An 18,483-nucleotide genomic window follows, 5' to 3' on the forward strand; every position below is an offset into this window, starting at 1 on the left:
TTCCTCGATTACTTTTTGTTGTTATAATGAAAATAAGCATCGCCAAATGAATCATAAACTATCTTTCCTTCTTTCTTTTTATAATGATTGGTTTTAACATTAAACCCATCTGAGGCAATATGGTAGGTGTTAGAAGTAATTTGCACTGCTCCTCCTTCATGGTTTATGATACAAGTATCTGTCTGTCCTCTAAACTCTAATTGTCCAATTTTCTTAAAAATAATATCACAATCACCTAACTCTAAATTTTTGAATTCTACCTCTGCCAAAATTTCAGGATTTATATCTGCACTCTTATAATCTTCTTGAGAAGTGTATTGTTGGGCAACAAATGAATCTCTTGTGATTTTACTAAATTTCAAAAAGCCAACACTCAGTGGCTCTTCTGGAAATGAGGACATATACATCTTTTGATACAGCCAATAACCATCTTTGTCTCGGTCTCCGAACTGCTTGCTAAATACCATTAAACTATCTCCTGACTTGAGGCGTAGGGCTTCCGTTCTAGATGGTAGATATAACGTAAACAAGCCTTCTTGCATTAAAATCAAACGTTCAAGACTAGTTTTAGACATCAAGTAAGTTTCCTTATTTTCAGTAGAGAGTTTTGATGCATTGGACAAAGATCTTCCTTTTTGACAAGCGATTAGAGAACAACAGAGTATTCCCAAAAGCACCTTTTTGAGGTTGCATTTTTTCATATATTACTTTATTTAGAATTGAATGGGGAGGTAATATCTATTTATTTTCAATTCTATGAATATAGGAAAAATACACCTATTATTACCTATATGCTTTGTTTTTAAAGAAAAATTTTCACATAAAAAAAGCAACAATAATAAAATATAATATCAATTATAATTGAAAATCGAAATTTAATTCCACAAAACACAACAAAAAACAAATCACTCACATAGATTTCATAAATGATTATTCTTTAATCCTAGTAAATATGTTATGAACTTTATCACTAATAAAATAAAAGGCAGGCAATGTAACCAACCAAGCAACTCGGCTTTGATAACGATGAAAAACACCTGAAGAGGCAGCAGCAATAAAAGCATTTAACAATAATGCAAAAAGAATAAATAAGGCGATTGCTTTTTGATATTTTGAATATCCTGAATTCCACAACATAACTAAAATTACTATCATAGATAACATTAGTAAACCATGTTGAATCGCATTTCGATTCTCAATAGAACTCTCGTTATAAGAGCGCTTCAGTTGTCTACTGTGTTTTGCCGCTAATGTATAAGTTGGGAAATAGGTATTGATTACATTTGCATTAACACCATACAGTTCAGAATGAGGGCTTCTTTCATAAGAAAAGAACTGCATAAGGGTTGTTTCCATCGTTTTGATAAGGTATTTTTTTAAATATTTGGGTGTTGTCAATATATTTTTAACAAGTTTTCCGTAAAAGGCTTCATTTTCTTTTGTCCAACCTCCCGTTTGGTAAAGATAACTTTCGCCTGACCACAAAAAATGAGCTCCTAAACCTAAGCTCGTCACATTATCATACAGTTGGTTTAATTTCTCTATATCACGATTTTCTTTCAAATAACTTTGAGCAATTCCAAAATCACACAACCGTGCAAAAAGAAAGATTTGCCCGCCTTTGGTTGCTTGAAAAGCTCCTCCTTTGCTATAGTGCAAGGTACACACCAACAAATGAGTTATAACTACCAATCCTCCAAGCCATGCTATTTTTCGATAGCCTATGCCACAACTTTTTAAGAACAAACGCACCTTTTTTACCAGCATCAAAAGACTCAAACCTATAATCAAACCAATATTTAGTATTAAGTGCGCATTGTGCATTGCTGTTGCCATCATAAACAAGATGACGCTTAAGATAGTGGCACTTTTTGACATTTTTTTGCCAAACAAAAGCAAGCACAAGCTTAGAATAACAATAGGTGTAAAGGTATCAGGCATCAACATACTCACGTGAAAAGCAACCGCTGTCGTCTGTCCCACCACTAAAATATAAAGCAAGGTATATTTTTGCCAATTAAAACAGGTAAAAAGATGCTTAAACGCTAAAGACAAGGTCATTGTAATTAACATTCCTTGTGCGATAACGACCAACCAAGGCGATTCGTAGAGACTGATATGCCTTATAAAACCTCCATACAACCAAACCCTAGCATATCCTATTTCATTGGTAAAACCTGTCATTATATACCCATTGGTATCGGGAAACATAAACGGAAAACCATTGTAAAAAGCAGGTACACAGAGCACTAAAGCACCTAAGGTTATACAGAGTATTTTTTGAAGTAAAGTCATCTACTTAATTTTTCTACGATGCATCTTTTTCAATGGTAGTATCTTTGCTTATAGATAGCATTTTACCAAATGTTTCTATCTTAGCACAAAGATACCAAAAAGCAGGTAAGGTAAGCAACCAAGCTACTCGACTTTGATAACGATCATACACTCCTGAGGTAGCTCCTGCGATAAAGGCATTAACGAACAAACCTAATACAATAAAAACGGTAAGAGCTTTTTGTTGTTTTGAATATTTCTTATCCCAAAACAACAATACTAATAAAATCATCGCAATTGCGATTACAAATTGTTGAACTGCATTCTGACGTTCAATGAATGTATTACTATATGTTTTTTTAAACTGTCGGCTGTGTACAGCTGCTAAATCATAAGTTTCAAAATATGTCTTAATCAAACCACTATCCTTCACTTTATTTCGCATTTCGGATAGAGGATCAACTTCATAATAAAAAAACTGCATGAACATTGCCTCTGTAGACTTTATGATGTACTTCTTTAAATACTTGGGTGTTGTCAATATATCTTTAACCAGTTCCCCATAGTACGCTTCTCCTTCTTTTGTCCACCCTCCTGATTTATACAAGTAGCTTTGCCACATCCACAAAAAACCTCTACCTAATTTTAAAGTTTGAACATGCGAACAAATAGCATCCTCTGAATCTTTGCAATGCTCTTCTAAATAACTTTGCGCAATTCCAAAATCACACAATCGAGCAAAAAGAAATATTGTACCTCCTCGTGTTGCTTTAAATTCCCCACCTTTGCTATAATGCAACGTGCAAACACTTAGATGCGTAAAGAATATAAGCCCAATCAACAGTACTAATTTTCTCCCATTGACACCCCAGCTATTCCACTGTACGCGCCAAGGTTTAACGAGCATGGTCAAACCAATTAAAATTAATATTCCCAAATTTAATACTAAGTGCGAATTGTGCATTGCTGTTGCTCCTACAAACAAGAAAACAGTAAGGATTTTATCTCTTTGCGATAATTCCTTTCCCAAAAGCAATAGACCAAAGCTCAATATAACTATCGGTGTAAATATGTCGGGCATCAACATGCTCACATGAAAAGAAATGGCTGTCGTCAAACCTGCAAGTATTACATATACTATCGCGAACTCTCTCTTGTATTTATGCCTAAAAAAATATTTAAACAACAAGTAAATTGTTCCAGTAATAAGCAGACCTTGAGCAAAAACAACGAACCATAAAGTCTCCCATAAGCTTACATGCCTAATAAAACCTGCATATAACCAAGCACGAGCATCTCCGATTTTATTCTCAAATCCTGATGTTAAGTACCCTGTGGTATCTGGAAATCTAAAAGGAAAACCATTGTAAAAAGCGGGAATACATAAAACCAATACAGCTACTAAAAGGTAACTAATTTTCTCTAGACGAGTCCATTTCATGGGTGATAATTACAAAGTACATTCTAACAGAAGTTTTAATTGTTATTAGAGTATTTTTGATAAAATTCAAGAACGCTCATATTTGATGACAGAATCAAGAAATTTCACAAAAAATACTCGTTTGAAAATTTATGCTATTCTGCACTAGATTGAAGGATAAATTACTTTGTTTTTTTTAGTTCTAATATGCTAATTAAAAAGCTACTTTGAGCAATTTGAATCCCTCCAATTAAGAAGAAGATAGATGGAATTACAGTACGTAGAGTTTCTCTTGGTTTTAAATCACCATAATCCACAGATTGCCAAGAAAGCCACGCTGCAATGACCAAAGCAATTCCTAAAAGAATAAAACAACCGCCTAAAATCAACCCCTTCTCTAAAGAGAACTTGTTTTTGTAATAATTATACAGTTTGTTGGGAGGAAGCAATCCGTTCATGCTAGCATATATTCTAGAGAACACGAAGAAAAACATCAACTGAAAACCTATAAAAATACTAGTTGCACTGTATGCTAAAGTGTGTATATCCAATTCAATCCCCAATATGTGTAAAGGTTGCAACAATAACATTATCGTCAACACTGTTCCCAATAAAAACAGCACTATCCCAGGATATAAAAACAACCATGCAGGGCTATATAATAGCAAAAATCTTAAATGGCGCCATCCATCTGTCCATGTATTCAAATGAGGAGGACGATCTCTTCCATCTTTAGACAAAGTTGTTGGAACTTCTGCAATTTTAAAATCATTTAAGATAGACTTCACCACCATCTCTGACGCAAACTCCATTCCTGGACATTCCAAATTAATAGATAACATTCTCTCCCTATTAAAGCCTCTCAAACCGCAGTGAAAATCGCCAATAGAAGTATTAAAAAACAAGCGCCCAATAAATGACAATACAGGGTTGCCCAAGTACTTGTGCAAAAATGGCATGGCTCCTTTTTCAATCCCTCCCTTAAAACGATTGCCCATTACTAAGTCATTCCCCTCTCGCAGTTTTTCGACATAAGGCATTAGTCTTGAAAAATCATAGCTATCGTCTGAATCCCCCATAATCACATACTTACCCTTCGCTGCTTTTATTCCTCCAATTAAAGCACTACCGTAGCCCTTTTGGGGAATGTTAATTACGCGAGCTCCTAGAGATTCCGCAATTTCAATCGAACGATCTGTACTTCCATTATCTCCTATAACAATCTCTCCTCTTATATTATTTTCTTCTAAGTATTTTTTTGCTTTTTTTATACAAGTTCCTAGCGTAAGTTCTTCATTCAAGCAAGGCATTAGAATTGTCAATTCTAAAAGTTCATCAGACATCGAGTTCAAGTTTTTATGATTAATTTTTTATCATTAATTTATCGAAAGTTCTGTGCAAACAGCCAACAAACTAACGTATTTTTAAACAAGTCACTATTATAGTTAAAAGACAAGTCGGTATAGCAAAACAATAATAGCTATTTTTTATATAAATAGTAGCATAAATGACTAGGCACTTTTCAGAATAGAAATGTATTGCAACTTCCCTGGACAAATTAGATTAAAAAGAAAATTATGTTCATACAGAGGTATTGGGCAGATTTGTTTTAATTCTTTCACACCTCCTAACTGGTTCAATACATCTTGATATGTTTCTTTTGAAAAATATCGATCGGGTACAGAAACGCCATATCCCCAATTTCCAATAAAATCCATTAAACGTAATGTTTGCCGAGAAACCATTCCATATTCGAAATGATCTTTGACAACTATGTATTTTGCCACCCTGCAAGCTTCTTTTAAGATAACATCCGCAAACTCAAAATCGTGATGCAGCACATCACACAAAATAGCCACGTCAAATTTTTTATCTTCAAAAGGCATTGTTCGTCCATCAAAACTGACATATTTTTCCCACTTTTCTTCTCCCTTGTATTGCTCAGGAAGCGGATAGGTATCCAAACATATCGCATTGATATTTTCCCTGCTATTCATCAAGTTTTCAGCAATAGACATATCGCCACAACCAATATCTAACAAAGAAATTTCATCTAAATTTAATTCATCTAATAATCCTATAAAAAGATTAGACAAATAATTAATTCTATTATTGTGAGATAATTTCTGGTGTGACTTTATAATCGTTTTTTCTAAATTACTTTTAGTTTTTTTAGCAATTGGTGAACTCATATTCTAGCTTTTTTTTCAAATAATTCAAACTTACTCAACCAGTAACAAACCATCCAAAAAGCAGGTAAAGTTAACAGCCAATTGACTCGGCTTTGATAACGATCAAACACTCCTGAAGTAGCTGCTCCTATGAAAGCATTAACTAATAAACTTAATATAATTAATATTGCCAACGCTTTTTGTTGTTTTGAAGTCTTAGGATGCCACAAGAGTAATAGAACAAGCAAGAAAGATATAAATACAACGATTTGTTGAATCACATTATTGACATCAACATAGTTCTGATTGTAACCATCTTGCATTTGGCGACTACCATCCGCTGCCAATATGTACATGGGGTAGTATAGTTTGACAGAACCTGTCACCCATTTTATATGAGGTTCTACAGGGCTATAATCAAATATAAAAAATTGAATAAATGTCGCCTCTATCGAACGTATGATATAAGCTTTTAGATATTTGGGCGTTGTCAATATTTTTTTGGTCAATTCGCCAAAATACGCCTCGTTGTGTTTTGACCACCCACCACTTTTATTTAGGTAAGAATTCTTGTGCCACAAAAAATTTCCAGCATAATACAATTTGCCAGGATGGTCACAAATACCGCCATTTAAGTCTTCTCCACAATGCTCTTCCAAATAACTTTGTACGATTCCAAAATCGCACAGTCGAGCAAATAAGAAGATGGAGCCCCCTCTAGTTGCTACAAATTCTCCACTTTTAGAATAATGCAATGTACAAGTAAATAAATGGGTTATGACAACGCATAAGGTCAACCATCCAACTCTTTTTTTTGTGATTCCTAATGATTGGTAATGTACTCGAAGTGCCTTGAACAAACTCCCAAAGATAACCAATAGGATCATCCCTATATTCATCACTAAATGTGAATTATGCATTCCTGATGCCGCTATAAATAGTATAATGGCAAAGATTTTTTCTTTTCGACTAAGATGTTTTTCAAGCAACATCAAGCCAAAAAGTAAAATAACTATAGGTGTAAAAATATCCGGCATCAATCTACTTACATGGAATGATACAGCAGTGGTAGTTCCTATAATTAAACTGTAAAATATAAATAGTTTATTCCTGTTTTGTCCTTGGTAAAACTCTTTGAACATTAAATAGACCGTACCCGCCATTAAAAAACCTTGTGTAAAAACAACTAGCCATAAGGTTTCCCACAAACTTATATGCCGAATGAAACCACTGTAAAGCCAAGGTCTAGACCCTTGCACTTTATCAATAAAACCTGCATTGATATAACTTGCAGTATCAGGAAATAAAATGGGAAAGCCATTGTAAAATGCAGGAGCACAAAAAAGCAAAGCTATAATACTTAGATAAAGTAACAACTCTAATTTTGTTAGTTTCATTAAGGGCTAAATTCAAGTGAAATATTCTTTTCCCGCAAAGATAATATTTTATATGTCTGGAGGGCTTTACTGTGAGTTAAATGTTGGTTTAGGAGAGTAAAAAGTTAAAAAAAGTTGGATTTTTATAAAAAAATAACCTTCCTTGTTATTAGTCATAAATTAGAACTCGAACCACCAAATCTAATTTATCAAGGAAGGCTATTTGATTACAAAAGAATTTCGTCTATTTCCTTTTCTCTTTATCTTTTTTTCTTTTGTTAATCTACACGACACTCACTAAAATGAACATTATACATAACCAACTTGTATATTTCTTCTTTCTGTTACAATTATAACGTTAATCTAAAATATGCTCAAATACAGAATATTGGCTTTATCAGAAAAAAAACATCTAAAAAATTTAACCTTTTGGCAAAAAAACTTCTTAGAATACTTCTATAGCTTTCAGATGGTATGCATTTTTGTTTTTTTTATCAGATTTTATGCGCCATTCATTTACTAAAAAAGCACTCTTAAAACTTTTTTAATAGAAATATTAAGTTTTAAGAGTGCTCTTGGACACTAATCATTATGTCGGTCAACTACATTGATCCTATTAATCCCTACAGATCAATTCTACTTCAACTCTTCTATTTTTTTTACCTCCATTTTCAAACTTTGGTAATGGTTGTTTACTTCCATGCGCAATTGTTCGAATCCTATCATTATCAATCCCCCTTAAGACTAGAGAATTTCTAACTGCTAGCACTCGCTCTTTTGACAACTCAAAGCTCCGAATTTGGTCTCCTAAAACATCACTATGTCCATGTAAAATAATCATAGCTTGAGGATAATAATTCATATAGTCGACAATTACCTGAATTGTTTTTAAGGCATTGACGCGTCCTGCATAACTAGCACTATTGTCATCAAAATAGACATTTTTCAAGATCACCCGCTTGTTGCAATCCAAATCTTCTGAAGAATTTAATTCTTGCGGAGTATATGTAATTGGTTCTTGTGCTTTCACAATAATTTCATCTTTCACCGCATTTTCTGTAGAAAGATCTTCTTCCTTGGCTTCTGCATTATTAGCAATTCCCAAATTAGATTTATTTTGAGTGGGTTCAGGAACTACTGTTATCCCCAAATTAGTAAGCATTTTATCAAAACGCTCGACACTACCTTCCATTTGCTCTACCGTTCCCAACATTGGGCTATCTTCATCTTTTACCAAAATATCGCTGCAAATTGCCAAAGTGCTAGCCTTAAAATTAATTGCTTTTACATTTCCAGGAAGCCTACCAAAGTGCGCTTCTCCTCTAATCACCTCCCCATATCTCGCAACAAAAGAAGGTTCATCACCTGCTTCTATTTTTTTGGATTTTAATTCGCCGTTAATTGTAATGTTTTCGAGTGTAGCGTATTTGGTCAATTCAGAACCACTTCTGCCAGAAGTATACAATTTCCAAGCAGTTGATCTAGATGAGCCTGGAAAATAGATTATTTCTTCTTCTCTACTAGCCACATATCTAAAATGAAGAATCATCTCACTAGTCGTATATTCAATTTTTGTGAGCATGAAATTTTTGTTTTGACTACGATATTTGGGAACATAATCGGTATAATCTGGAGCAGCGCTTGCACTAAAATAAACTCCAAACAGAAACATAAAAGAAATCAACGTGTGTACAGATAATTTCATAGGATTTGTAATTTTAATTAGATAAATGTCAATTGGGAATAGAACATGTTTTGAATAAAGCGTTATCTACTAAACGTTTTACACCAATAATATGTTAACTCAGTTTCTATTTACAATAGTTGGTTAAAACCACGTAACAGTACAACTTACTACTACAGTTAATGAACGCAAATAAACTTTTTTGTAGTAATGGTTCAAAATTGGATAATGTAACCACTCTAAGATATTATTTTTCGCAAAAACAAAGCACATAAGGCATTCTTTTTTAAGCCATTGAGCAACATTCTAGTTCAAATCATAAAAGAAAACCTTCCCAAAGTGTTTAACTAAGAGAAGGTTTTAATCATTCTAAAATAATGTTATTAATAACAATACTTATAATTTATTTTTTCTTATCAGCAACAATCTTTTCAGCCATTTTTAATGCATTATAAGCATTAACAACACCACTAGTATTACACAAATCTTTAAATTCTATTTGCGTAGCGCCACCAGAACCAGGAACATTAACATATTCGTTCATTTTAACAGTAGACTCTACCAAACATTTGCGCAATTCTTTTACAGTCAACTCTGGGTAATAAGACCATACCAATGCTGCTACCCCTGCCGTTACAGGAGATGCCATACTAGTACCGCTCAATGCTTCGTATTTAGAACCAGGTACTGTTGCATAAATATCTACACCAGGAGCAAATACATCTACATTTCTCTTACCATAGTTAGAAAAAGTTGCTGGTGCATCAGCACCACCTCTCCAAGAAAGAGCACCAACTTCTAACCAGTTGCTGTAAGGTTTAGCTGTGTTATCTTTACAATACTTGTTTGGATAATTGCTTTCTACATCTGTATTCAAAGCACTATTTCCAGCAGCATGTACCAATAAGACACCTTTTCTTTCTGCATATTTAACTGCTTTATCAACGATTTTCTTGTCAAACGCATACCCTTTTCCAAAGCTCATGTTAATGATTTTAGCACCATTGTCAACAGCGTAAATAATACCATTAGCAACATCTTTGTCACGCTCATCTCCATCAGGAACAACACGAACAGCCATTAACCTTACGTTATCCGCAACGCCCTTGTTTCCTATATCGTTGGTACGAACAGCTCCAACAATACCTGCAACATGCGTACCATGTCTTGCATCTGGTCCAGTGATATCGTTATTTCCATAATTTTTTTCTTTCGACTTCATGTAATTATCTCCCACGATATCTCTAGGGTTGAACTCTTCATTGTACCCATATTCCAAGGCATCAGAATAATACTCCAAAGCACCTTCCAATTGCTTTACAATTTCTTCGCCAGGAACTGTATCTTGAGGTGTTTCTAATTGAGGTACAAAAACAGCCTCAAACAATTGTTTTGCCATAGTAACTTTATCACCTTTGGCTTCAATTGCTTTTACATTTTCTGCCGTCATTGGCTTGTCTCCCAAAGCTTCCAACAAAGAAGTCACCACACCATAAATTGCTTGTGTCTCTTGCATGCTATTTTGCATTCCTGTCACCTTAGCATCAAATTCTTCTCTAATCTTTTTGTAACGCTCTTCTTCTTTTTTGTTGCGTTTTTTATTTTTCAAGTAAGTATACACACGAGTTAACTCGTAACTATCTTTCCCCACATGTTTACCGTCTTTACCCCCGATGAAATTCCATCCATAGACATCGTCAATGTATCCATTTTTGTCATCATCAATACCATTTCCAGCAATTTCATCTTCGTTAATCCACATCACATCTTTCAAATCCTCGTGCTCTTCGTCGATACCAGAGTCAATAATAGCGACAACGACGGTCGAAGATTGTTTTCCTTTCAATAGCTCTTTATAAGCCTTTTCTGTACTCACTCCTTGAACATTATCGGTCTCTTTGTCCAAATTATACCAGTTCTCTGGCGCTTGAGCATTAGCAAAAAACGCTTGAGCAACGAAGCAAGCAGGAAATATTATATTTCTTAATTTCATACTGTTGTTAAATTGTTAAGTAATCTTATATACTGTACTTATAAAAGGCGACAAACCTTTTATACAAAATTTGTTTCATTCCAATCCTCTAATCCGAGGAATTTGATCTAGCTAAAATCAATAGCAATGCCGATTTTTACAAACCAATACCTTTTAACAGGATTTTAAAATCCGACAAAAAAATGTTAATGCCAATTACCATCTAATTAAAGCACTTGCCCATGTAAAACCACTACCAAAAGCAGCCAAACAAATTAAGTCACCATCTTTGACCAAACCTTGCTCCCATGCTTCTGTTAGTGCAATCGGAATAGATGCTGCGGTTGTGTTACCATATTTTTGAATATTATTAAACACTTTTTCATCAGGCAACTGCAATGTTTTTTGAACAAACTGTGCAATTCTCAAGTTAGCTTGATGTGGTACTAACAAATCAATGTCTGACACAGACAAACCTGTTGCTTGGAGCGCTTCGCCAATTACTTCTGGAAAACGTTGAACAGCATGTTTAAATACGAATTGCCCGTCCATGTTAGGATAGTGATCTCCATCCTCTACCATTTTAGGTGTAATCATTAAAGAAGCATAAGGATCTTCTTTAGGGAAAATATCTGTTTCACCAGTAAATACCCCTGCATGAGATCCAGGATTCTTGAAGGCAAGTTTTTCAGCATAACGACCATCTGCATGCAAATGCGTTGTCAAAATACCTTTTCCTTCTTCTGTTGTTGGTTGCAAAACAGCCGCACCAGCTCCATCTCCAAAAATTACCGTTACATCACGCCCTCTAGTACTAAAATCAATTCCTGCTGAGTGTACTTCTGATCCTATCAACAATATATTTTTGTACGTTCCTGTACGAATATACTGATCTGCTACCGACAAACCATACACAAAACCAGAACACTGGTTGCGCACATCTAGACATCCGCAATGCCCCAAACCTAACTCACGCTGTACCAAAACCCCACCACCTGGGAAGTAATAATCAGGACTCAATGTTGCAAACACAACAAAATCAATATCTTCAGGTTTTACACCAGCACGATCCATAGCGATTCTGGCAGCTTCTGCTCCCATTGTAGAAGGAGTGTCTTTAAAACGAGTTACATAACGACGTTCTTCAATTCCCGTTCTTGCACGAATCCATTCATCACTAGTATCCATTACTTTTGTCAAATCGTCATTCGTAACAATATTTTTAGGTACAAAAAAACCTAAACCCTTAATTTTTGTTCTAATCTGTGTCATATATAGCCTTTTACTAATGTTTAGTAGTTCGTTGATTTTTTTCATTTTTTGCGCTACCAAAAACTCGCTCTCCCCCGTTCTTCCCTGAGGTCACAAGTCCGTTAACAAAAAATAAAGAATACATTCACATCAATTTATTCCATGAAACGCTACTTAGTAATAGTGTCATTAAACTAATAAAATCTATCCGCACTAGTACTTCATAGTTTCAACGAACTATTGAATGTTATTAAACACCTTGTTTGCAAACATTTTTTACTTTTATAAAAAATAAAGTTGTGCCAACTGCGATGTCTTGAAAAGTGCCGTAAAAATAAGTTTTTTTTTGAAAAAACGAAGTAGAACCCAATCTACTATTTATAGCTTTCACAAACACTTTTGTCTTTTTATAAAAGGATACTGCTTTCCAAGTAATTTGCAATATCCTTACTTTTAGGTAAAAAAAAATTCTTTTTCGACCTATCTTATTAATATTCCGATAAGAATATGATTAACGATTATTAAGTATCATACTTTTGTACTATTACTTATCACGCTACGCAAAACCACTACATTCGATTGTAATCTTCTAGTTGCTTTAACTCTATCTCCTTTTATTCCATCACTTCCCATTCTTTAGAACTACGATATACCGTTCCTTTAAATATTGCTACCGTTTCCTTCGATTGATTTTCAATCAGTACTCGATAAACACCAATTTTGTGGTTCAAACTCTCTTCGCAAACGCTAGCCAGCAGAACATCGTTAACTCGAACAGGTTGCGTATGCGATATTGACGTTTCAATAGACACACTATGGCGACCATAAGCATTAGAAGCAAAAGCAAGCGCACTATCTGCCAACGAATACGTAATTCCTCCGTGTGCTATACCAAAACCATTGGTCATTTCATCTCGAACGACCATTTTTAGAACCGCCTTTCCTGCATCCAAATCGACGATCTCAATCCCCAACCATTGACTAAAGGCATCGTGATTATACATTTGTTCTTCTGCTATTTGGTATGCTTTTTCTTTTGAATTCATATTTTGAATGGAATAACAATGCGAACCAAATCCACTCTGACTTGGCTCGCATTTTTAATTTTAAAAAAGTTTTACGCACGCTCTGTTAAGATACTATGCTTCTTTAGCCATCCGTCTCAACATTGGGCTACAGCGATATCTATCTTCATGATACTCATTATACAAAGTATCCAAACGATCAACACATGTTTGATAACCAATTTCTTTCGCCCATTGCAACAAACCTTTGGGATAATTGACACCTTTGGTCATGGCTAAATCAATGTCTTCGGCAGATGCCACATTCCAGAACAACGCATCTGCTGCTTCATTGATCAACATCACGACAACTCTATCGACAATCTGTTGTCCCAATACTTGATCTTTGGTCGCTACAGGATTGTTAGCCCCTTCCGCATAATCATAATAACCTCTGCCTGTTTTACGCCCCAAGTACCCTGCTTCTGATAAGCGTTTTTGTGTAAAAGCGGGTTTGTATCTTGGGTCAAAATAAAAGGCTGTAAAGACTGTTTCTGTTACAACATAGTTGACATCATTCCCGATATAATCCATCAATGTAAAGGGTCCCATTCTAAAACCTGCCAATTCCGTCATTGCCCAATCAATTGTCGCAACATCTGCAATTCCCTCTTCCAAAATACGCAAAGATTCGCCATAAAAAGGGCGGGCAACACGATTGACAATAAAACCAGGCGTATCTTTTGCCAAAACAGTCACTTTCTGCCAAGAATCAATCAAATCTCGTGCTTTTGTTAAGACCTCTGAACTTGTTTGAATCGCTGGAATAATTTCAACCAATTTCATCAATGGAGCTGGATTGAAGAAATGAATTCCAAGCACTCGTTCTGGTTTCGCACAAGCAGCAGCAATAGAAGCAACAGACAAAGAAGAAGTATTGGTTGCCAAAATACAAGTATCACTTACCACATCTTCCATTTTTTGGAAAACAGATTTTTTGATGGCTAGATTTTCAACAATCGCTTCAATAACAATATCGCAATCGTTAAACTCATTAATTAAAGAAGTTTGTTGAATTCTCATTAACAAATCACCAACATATTCTGTGGTCACTTTTCCCTTTTCGACCAAACGATGCAATACTTTAGTTAGTTGTTGAATTGATTTTTCCATCGCAGCCGCATTATTATCACACAACACAACTTCATGACCAAATCCTGCTGCAATTTGAGCAATTCCAATTCCCATTGAACCAGCACCTAGTACTCCTACTTTCATTTTTTATTTTTTTGAGTTTTAAACCTAATAATCAATCTTTTTTGCTAAAACAGCCCCTTATTTGCCTTTAAATTCAGGTTTTCTCTTTTCCAAAAAAGCGTTTACACCTTCTTCATAATCGGCACTTCGACTCGCTTCTATTTGATATTTGCCTTCCATCTCCAATTGACTATCCAAGTCATTTTGCATGCCTGCATTGATCAATTCTTTGGTCATCCCTAAAGCTTTAGTTGGCATCTTAGCCAAAGAAGTTGCCAAGTTCATGACCTGCTCCTCAAATTGCTCGTCCTCTACATATTGATAGATCAATCCCATTTCAACAGCTCCTTGTGCTGTAATTTTGTTGCTCAACATCATCATAGCAGTCGCTCGTTGCATCCCTACTAAGCGTGGCAAAAAGAATGTTCCTCCACTATCAGGCACCAAACCAATTTTACTAAATGCCTGTGTAAAGCTAGCCGATTTCTTGGCAATTGTCATATCACAAGCAAAAGCAATATTTGCTCCTGCTCCAGCTGCGACACCATTTACAGCAGCAAGAACAGGTTTCTTAATTGTTCTAATAGCCTTGATTATTGGATTGTAATGTTCGTTCAAAATCATCTCAAAACTGATCCCATTATCCTCTGTTGCCTCCTTCAAATCCTGACCAGCGCAAAAAGCTCGGCCCTCTCCTGTCAACACAATTGCACGAATGGTTTCATCTTTGGCACAAGCATCCAATCGCTCCAACAAAGCAAAAGCCATTTCTCGATTAAAGCTGTTAAATGCTTTGGGTCTATTGAGCGTTAATATTGCGACGCCATTTTCTTGTTTAAATTGAACCGTTTCTGACATTTTTAGATTGTTCTTTATTCTAGCAATTCACTTTATGCACAGAGTAACTCCAAGCAACTTATGGGGCTCAAAGCTTATTCGTGAGCTGCTATTATTAATAAATATTAAGTAATCGTTCATTTTAGCCCGCTTACTCAAGTATATTTTTAGATAATTATCTTTTGGTAATTAAGCTCGCGATCTTACGAGCTAAAAAAGTAAAAAAGCAACGACCACATAGTAGCAGCGTAGCTAACTACTAAGTTCTAATGACATTTAAAATAATCAAAAGGTTCTTTGCAGTCCGAACATTGATACAAAGCCTTGCAAGCTGTAGAACCAAATTGACTCAACATCTCTGTGTTTCGAGAATGACACCTTGGACATTCAATTTTTTTTGCTTCGCCAAATAAGACACTTTTGTCTATCGTTGTTCCTTCAGGAGGAGCAATCCCGTATTCCTTCAATTTCTTCTTTCCTGATTCTGACATCCAATCGGTTGTCCATGCGGGAGACAACACCATTTTTACCGCCACATTATCATAACCATTCTCCTGTAAAACCGAACGGATTTCTACCTCAATCATATCCATTGCAGGGCAGCCCGAATAAGTTGGCGTAATCACTACTTCTATTTGCCCTTCTTGCGCTCTCACATCTCGAATCACTCCCATATCAATCACCGTCAAAACAGGAATCTCAGGATCTGAAACCTGTTCCAACAATGTCCATACTTCTTGTGTTTCTTTTTTCGTCATAATATTGAATTCTTTAAACAAAAATACATTAAAATTAGAGGATTCAAAGTTTGCAACTATCAATTTTTAGATTTATAATACATTATAAATTCTATTACAATCCTATAAACAAACAACCATGTTAGAAAATGATTATGGTGTATTAGATAACGGTCATTCTAATGCTTAATATTGCTAGAATTGCAACTAATCATTCTCTTTAATCCTTCCAATTTAGGCATTATTATTAGCAACAAATAAAACTTGTAAATGATCGCTCAAAGCAATGGTTTTATAGTAAATGGCTTTAAAATCCCTCCTTTTACCTTAAATAAAGGAGACTTTATTCTTTTATTCGTAGAAAATAGCTTTGAAGCATTGCATCTAAAGGAACAACTTTTCTTGCTTTTTAGTAGCAAGAAACTACATCCAAAATTAACAATCAATGAAAACATAACTACTGTTGCTAACATACAACTCAATAGCATCAAAGAGTTTTTTATCCCCACCAGTGTTCAAAAGTATATTTACAAAAATGCTAAAACACCTTCAAACACTCTACATCAAATTGTTTCTTTTGAGAATATTTTTCCTAATTCTAAAATTACCCATTTACCTGGTACTGACAGAAAATTAATATCATTATTGACTACACTTTCTTACACTAGGAATATTATCTTTGATTTAGGAGGTCTAGATCCATTAGGTGCTGAAAAAATAGTCAATGAGGTTACCAATCAACTAATGCACAAAGGTGGTGCAGCAATTTTAATAGACTCTTTTGAAGGGTTTGAAAACAGGTGCAGCCAATTTCTAAAAATAAGCCGTTGTTCACAATAAGTACTTTAGCAAGCTAAAACAAGACGTTTTGATGAAGAACAATGCAAAAGAAAGTTACTTTTTAGCTATATTTTTTCTGAATGATTACTTAGACCTCTATTGATTCAATATACTAATTGATAAAAAAATCCAAATAATGAAAGACACTACAAAACAAGATGAGCGCATTGCAAAAATGACATTTGCCTCTGTATACCCGCATTACGTTCATAAAGTAGAGAAAAAAGGAAGAACTAAAGCTGAACTACATCAAGTTTTAGAATGGTTAACAGGCTATGATGAAAGCGCCTTACAAAAGCAAATAGAGGACAAGGTGTCTTTTGAAACATTTTTTAAAAATGCCTCCTTGCATCCCAATACACCTCTTATTACAGGTGTCATCTGTGGCTATAGAGTAGAAGAGATCAAAACTCCTTTGACACAACAAGTTAGGTATTTAGATAAATTAGTTGATGAATTGGCAAAAGGGCGTAAAATGGAGAAAATTCTACGTAGCAATGCCTAATGTTATTTTTATAGGGTGCTTTTTTTAATAACGTGAATGTGTGTTTTGATCCTCCGATGGAGGTTGATTCATCATAATTCTGTCTTGGAATAGTTTAATTTGATTTAAATCACCCAAAACAACCAACGTCATTCCTTTCTTGATAATAATATCAGGCTTGGGGTTGACATCATATTGTCCCCCTACTCTTCTAACCCCAATAATATTGACACCAGTATGAGAGCGTAGGCTTAAATCTAAAATCGATTTGTCTCGATATTCCTTTTTTAATTCATCATAATGTACCTCTTTGAAATGGATCGACACATCTCCCATATTGGAAATAATGCTAAAAAACTCCACGACATTGGGCTGATGAATTAGAGTTGCCATATAAAATCCCCCAATCACCTCTGTTAACACAACATGATTGGCACCTGCTCTTAATAATTTCTTTTCCGCAGTACGATCTGTCGCTCTAGTTATAATTCTCAATTTAGGGTTCAACTGTCTTGCTGTTAGAACAGTATAGACATTCAAAGCATTCTCATTATAGGTTACCACCACCGCTTTTGCATTGTGAATTCCTGCATCAATCAAAATTTCATCATCGGTAGCATCTCCTTCCATAAACAAGTACTTCAGTTCTCTCAAATCCTCAAACTGTTTCCCCTCTGGTTCTATCACGACAAAAGGCAAATTATTCTTTGTCAACTCTTTGCAAATTTGTCGACCATGACGACCAAAACCGCAAACAATGGTGTGGTCTTCTAGTTTCTGTATTTTTTGGTACATTTTATAATCTTTTAAGAAAACTCTCAGTTCGCCTTCTAGAATAAAATTGGAAATAATAGAAATTGCATAAGCAAAAACACCCAAATTAAAAATAATCAAAAAGGACGTAAATACCTGTCCATTGGGAGACAAGGGTTGCACTTCCCCAAACCCTACTGTCGACAAGGTGATAATGGTCATATAAAACGCCTCTGAAAAAGTATAATGATCTATTGTCATAAATCCCACGATCCCAGTGACTGTAGTCGTACATAGCAAAACAATCGCCAATAAAATATTTCGAATATATTTATTGACACGTTGAAAACGCTGTATCCGTACCGAATTTTTATGATAGCTACCTGGAAGCATTGACAGAGGATTCTTTTAAACAAGGGGTTG

The 18,483-nt window shown here is 34.9% G+C and carries 16 protein-coding genes; 2 read left to right on the forward strand and 14 right to left on the reverse strand.

The genetic code is table 11. The features are described 5' to 3' along the window. Window positions 1-8: 8 nt before the first annotated feature. The 13 genes from QP953_RS16770 to paaD form a co-directional block, all read right to left on the reverse strand. Window positions 9-701, reverse strand: coding sequence for a CpcT/CpeT family chromophore lyase (locus QP953_RS16770; RefSeq protein WP_309551961.1), 693 nt, complete (start codon window positions 699-701; stop codon window positions 9-11). Window positions 702-930: 229 nt separating this feature from the next. Continuing rightward, window positions 931-2,295 carry a hypothetical protein gene (locus QP953_RS16775; protein WP_309551963.1) on the reverse strand — a complete coding sequence of 455 codons (1,365 nt, stop codon included), beginning with the start codon at window positions 2,293-2,295 and terminating at the stop codon, window positions 931-933. A gap of 13 nt (window positions 2,296-2,308) precedes the next feature. Beyond that, on the reverse strand, window positions 2,309-3,715 hold the full coding sequence (locus QP953_RS16780; RefSeq protein WP_052592052.1) for a hypothetical protein: 1,407 nt from the start codon (window positions 3,713-3,715) through the stop codon (window positions 2,309-2,311). A gap of 161 nt (window positions 3,716-3,876) precedes the next feature. Next, window positions 3,877-5,037: a glycosyltransferase family 2 protein gene (locus QP953_RS16785; protein ID WP_052592050.1), complete on the reverse strand. Its 1,161-nt coding sequence runs from the start codon at window positions 5,035-5,037 to the stop codon at window positions 3,877-3,879. Window positions 5,038-5,205: 168 nt separating this feature from the next. Then, the gene (locus QP953_RS16790) at window positions 5,206-5,886 is read right to left on the reverse strand and encodes a class I SAM-dependent methyltransferase (RefSeq protein WP_309551965.1); all 681 of its coding nucleotides are present in this window, start codon (window positions 5,884-5,886) and stop codon (window positions 5,206-5,208) included. Beyond that, window positions 5,883-7,262 carry a hypothetical protein gene (locus tag QP953_RS16795; RefSeq protein ID WP_052592044.1) on the reverse strand — a complete coding sequence of 460 codons (1,380 nt, stop codon included), beginning with the start codon at window positions 7,260-7,262 and terminating at the stop codon, window positions 5,883-5,885. The genes QP953_RS16790 and QP953_RS16795 overlap by 4 nt, the downstream gene beginning before the upstream one ends. 595 nt (window positions 7,263-7,857) lie before the next feature. Beyond that, complete coding sequence (locus tag QP953_RS16800) at window positions 7,858-8,946, reverse strand: OmpA family protein (RefSeq protein WP_052592042.1); 1,089 nt, start codon at window positions 8,944-8,946, stop codon at window positions 7,858-7,860. Window positions 8,947-9,328: 382 nt separating this feature from the next. Beyond that, complete coding sequence (locus tag QP953_RS16805; RefSeq protein WP_309551966.1) at window positions 9,329-10,918, reverse strand: S8 family peptidase; 1,590 nt, start codon at window positions 10,916-10,918, stop codon at window positions 9,329-9,331. 195 nt (window positions 10,919-11,113) lie between these two features. Next, a complete protein-coding gene (locus QP953_RS16810) occupies window positions 11,114-12,169 on the reverse strand; it encodes a 3-oxoacyl-ACP synthase III family protein (protein ID WP_052592038.1) in 1,056 nt (351 codons plus the stop codon). A 593-nt stretch (window positions 12,170-12,762) separates the two neighbouring features. Continuing rightward, a complete protein-coding gene (locus tag QP953_RS16815; protein ID WP_309551967.1) occupies window positions 12,763-13,194 on the reverse strand; it encodes a hotdog fold thioesterase in 432 nt (143 codons plus the stop codon). A 93-nt stretch (window positions 13,195-13,287) separates the two neighbouring features. After that, window positions 13,288-14,430, reverse strand: coding sequence for a 3-hydroxyacyl-CoA dehydrogenase NAD-binding domain-containing protein (locus QP953_RS16820; RefSeq protein WP_309551968.1), 1,143 nt, complete (start codon window positions 14,428-14,430; stop codon window positions 13,288-13,290). A 57-nt stretch (window positions 14,431-14,487) separates the two neighbouring features. After that, complete coding sequence (locus tag QP953_RS16825) at window positions 14,488-15,267, reverse strand: enoyl-CoA hydratase-related protein (protein WP_309551969.1); 780 nt, start codon at window positions 15,265-15,267, stop codon at window positions 14,488-14,490. A 245-nt stretch (window positions 15,268-15,512) separates the two neighbouring features. After that, complete coding sequence (gene paaD / locus QP953_RS16830; protein ID WP_309551970.1) at window positions 15,513-16,004, reverse strand: 1,2-phenylacetyl-CoA epoxidase subunit PaaD; 492 nt, start codon at window positions 16,002-16,004, stop codon at window positions 15,513-15,515. Window positions 16,005-16,253: 249 nt separating this feature from the next. On the opposite strand from paaD, the gene QP953_RS16835 reads away from it, so the two are divergent. Both QP953_RS16835 and QP953_RS16840 read left to right on the forward strand, forming a co-directional pair. Further along, window positions 16,254-16,823 (forward strand): hypothetical protein, encoded by a 570-nt coding sequence (locus tag QP953_RS16835; RefSeq protein WP_309551971.1) that lies wholly within the window; start codon window positions 16,254-16,256, stop codon window positions 16,821-16,823. Between the two features lie 136 nt (window positions 16,824-16,959). Then, a complete protein-coding gene (locus QP953_RS16840) occupies window positions 16,960-17,328 on the forward strand; it encodes a DUF2200 domain-containing protein (protein ID WP_309551973.1) in 369 nt (122 codons plus the stop codon). A gap of 24 nt (window positions 17,329-17,352) precedes the next feature. On the opposite strand, the gene QP953_RS16845 is transcribed toward QP953_RS16840, so the two are convergent. After that, window positions 17,353-18,453, reverse strand: coding sequence for a TrkA family potassium uptake protein (locus tag QP953_RS16845; RefSeq protein WP_052592022.1), 1,101 nt, complete (start codon window positions 18,451-18,453; stop codon window positions 17,353-17,355). Between the last annotated feature and the right edge of the window lie 30 nt (window positions 18,454-18,483).

Origin of the sequence: Aureispira sp. CCB-E (genome assembly GCF_031326345.1) — a bacterium.
Classification (GTDB): Bacteria; Bacteroidota; Bacteroidia; order Chitinophagales; family Saprospiraceae; genus Aureispira.

Excerpts from the sequence above, each read along its gene's own strand:
- QP953_RS16770 (WP_309551961.1), bottom strand. The coding sequence starts at position 701 with ATGAAAAAATGCAACCTCAAAAAGGTGCTTTTGGGAATACTCTGTTGT.
- QP953_RS16775 (WP_309551963.1), bottom strand. The coding sequence starts at position 2,295 with ATGACTTTACTTCAAAAAATACTCTGTATAACCTTAGGTGCTTTAGTG.
- QP953_RS16780 (WP_052592052.1), bottom strand. The coding sequence starts at position 3,715 with ATGAAATGGACTCGTCTAGAGAAAATTAGTTACCTTTTAGTAGCTGTA.
- QP953_RS16785 (WP_052592050.1), bottom strand. The coding sequence starts at position 5,037 with ATGTCTGATGAACTTTTAGAATTGACAATTCTAATGCCTTGCTTGAAT.
- QP953_RS16790 (WP_309551965.1), bottom strand. The coding sequence starts at position 5,886 with ATGAGTTCACCAATTGCTAAAAAAACTAAAAGTAATTTAGAAAAAACG.
- QP953_RS16795 (WP_052592044.1), bottom strand. The coding sequence starts at position 7,262 with ATGAAACTAACAAAATTAGAGTTGTTACTTTATCTAAGTATTATAGCT.
- QP953_RS16800 (WP_052592042.1), bottom strand. The coding sequence starts at position 8,946 with ATGAAATTATCTGTACACACGTTGATTTCTTTTATGTTTCTGTTTGGA.
- QP953_RS16805 (WP_309551966.1), bottom strand. The coding sequence starts at position 10,918 with ATGAAATTAAGAAATATAATATTTCCTGCTTGCTTCGTTGCTCAAGCG.
- QP953_RS16810 (WP_052592038.1), bottom strand. The coding sequence starts at position 12,169 with ATGACACAGATTAGAACAAAAATTAAGGGTTTAGGTTTTTTTGTACCT.
- QP953_RS16815 (WP_309551967.1), bottom strand. The coding sequence starts at position 13,194 with ATGAATTCAAAAGAAAAAGCATACCAAATAGCAGAAGAACAAATGTAT.
- QP953_RS16820 (WP_309551968.1), bottom strand. The coding sequence starts at position 14,430 with ATGAAAGTAGGAGTACTAGGTGCTGGTTCAATGGGAATTGGAATTGCT.
- QP953_RS16825 (WP_309551969.1), bottom strand. The coding sequence starts at position 15,267 with ATGTCAGAAACGGTTCAATTTAAACAAGAAAATGGCGTCGCAATATTA.
- paaD (WP_309551970.1), bottom strand. The coding sequence starts at position 16,004 with ATGACGAAAAAAGAAACACAAGAAGTATGGACATTGTTGGAACAGGTT.
- QP953_RS16835 (WP_309551971.1), top strand. The coding sequence starts at position 16,254 with ATGATCGCTCAAAGCAATGGTTTTATAGTAAATGGCTTTAAAATCCCT.
- QP953_RS16840 (WP_309551973.1), top strand. The coding sequence starts at position 16,960 with ATGAAAGACACTACAAAACAAGATGAGCGCATTGCAAAAATGACATTT.
- QP953_RS16845 (WP_052592022.1), bottom strand. The coding sequence starts at position 18,453 with ATGCTTCCAGGTAGCTATCATAAAAATTCGGTACGGATACAGCGTTTT.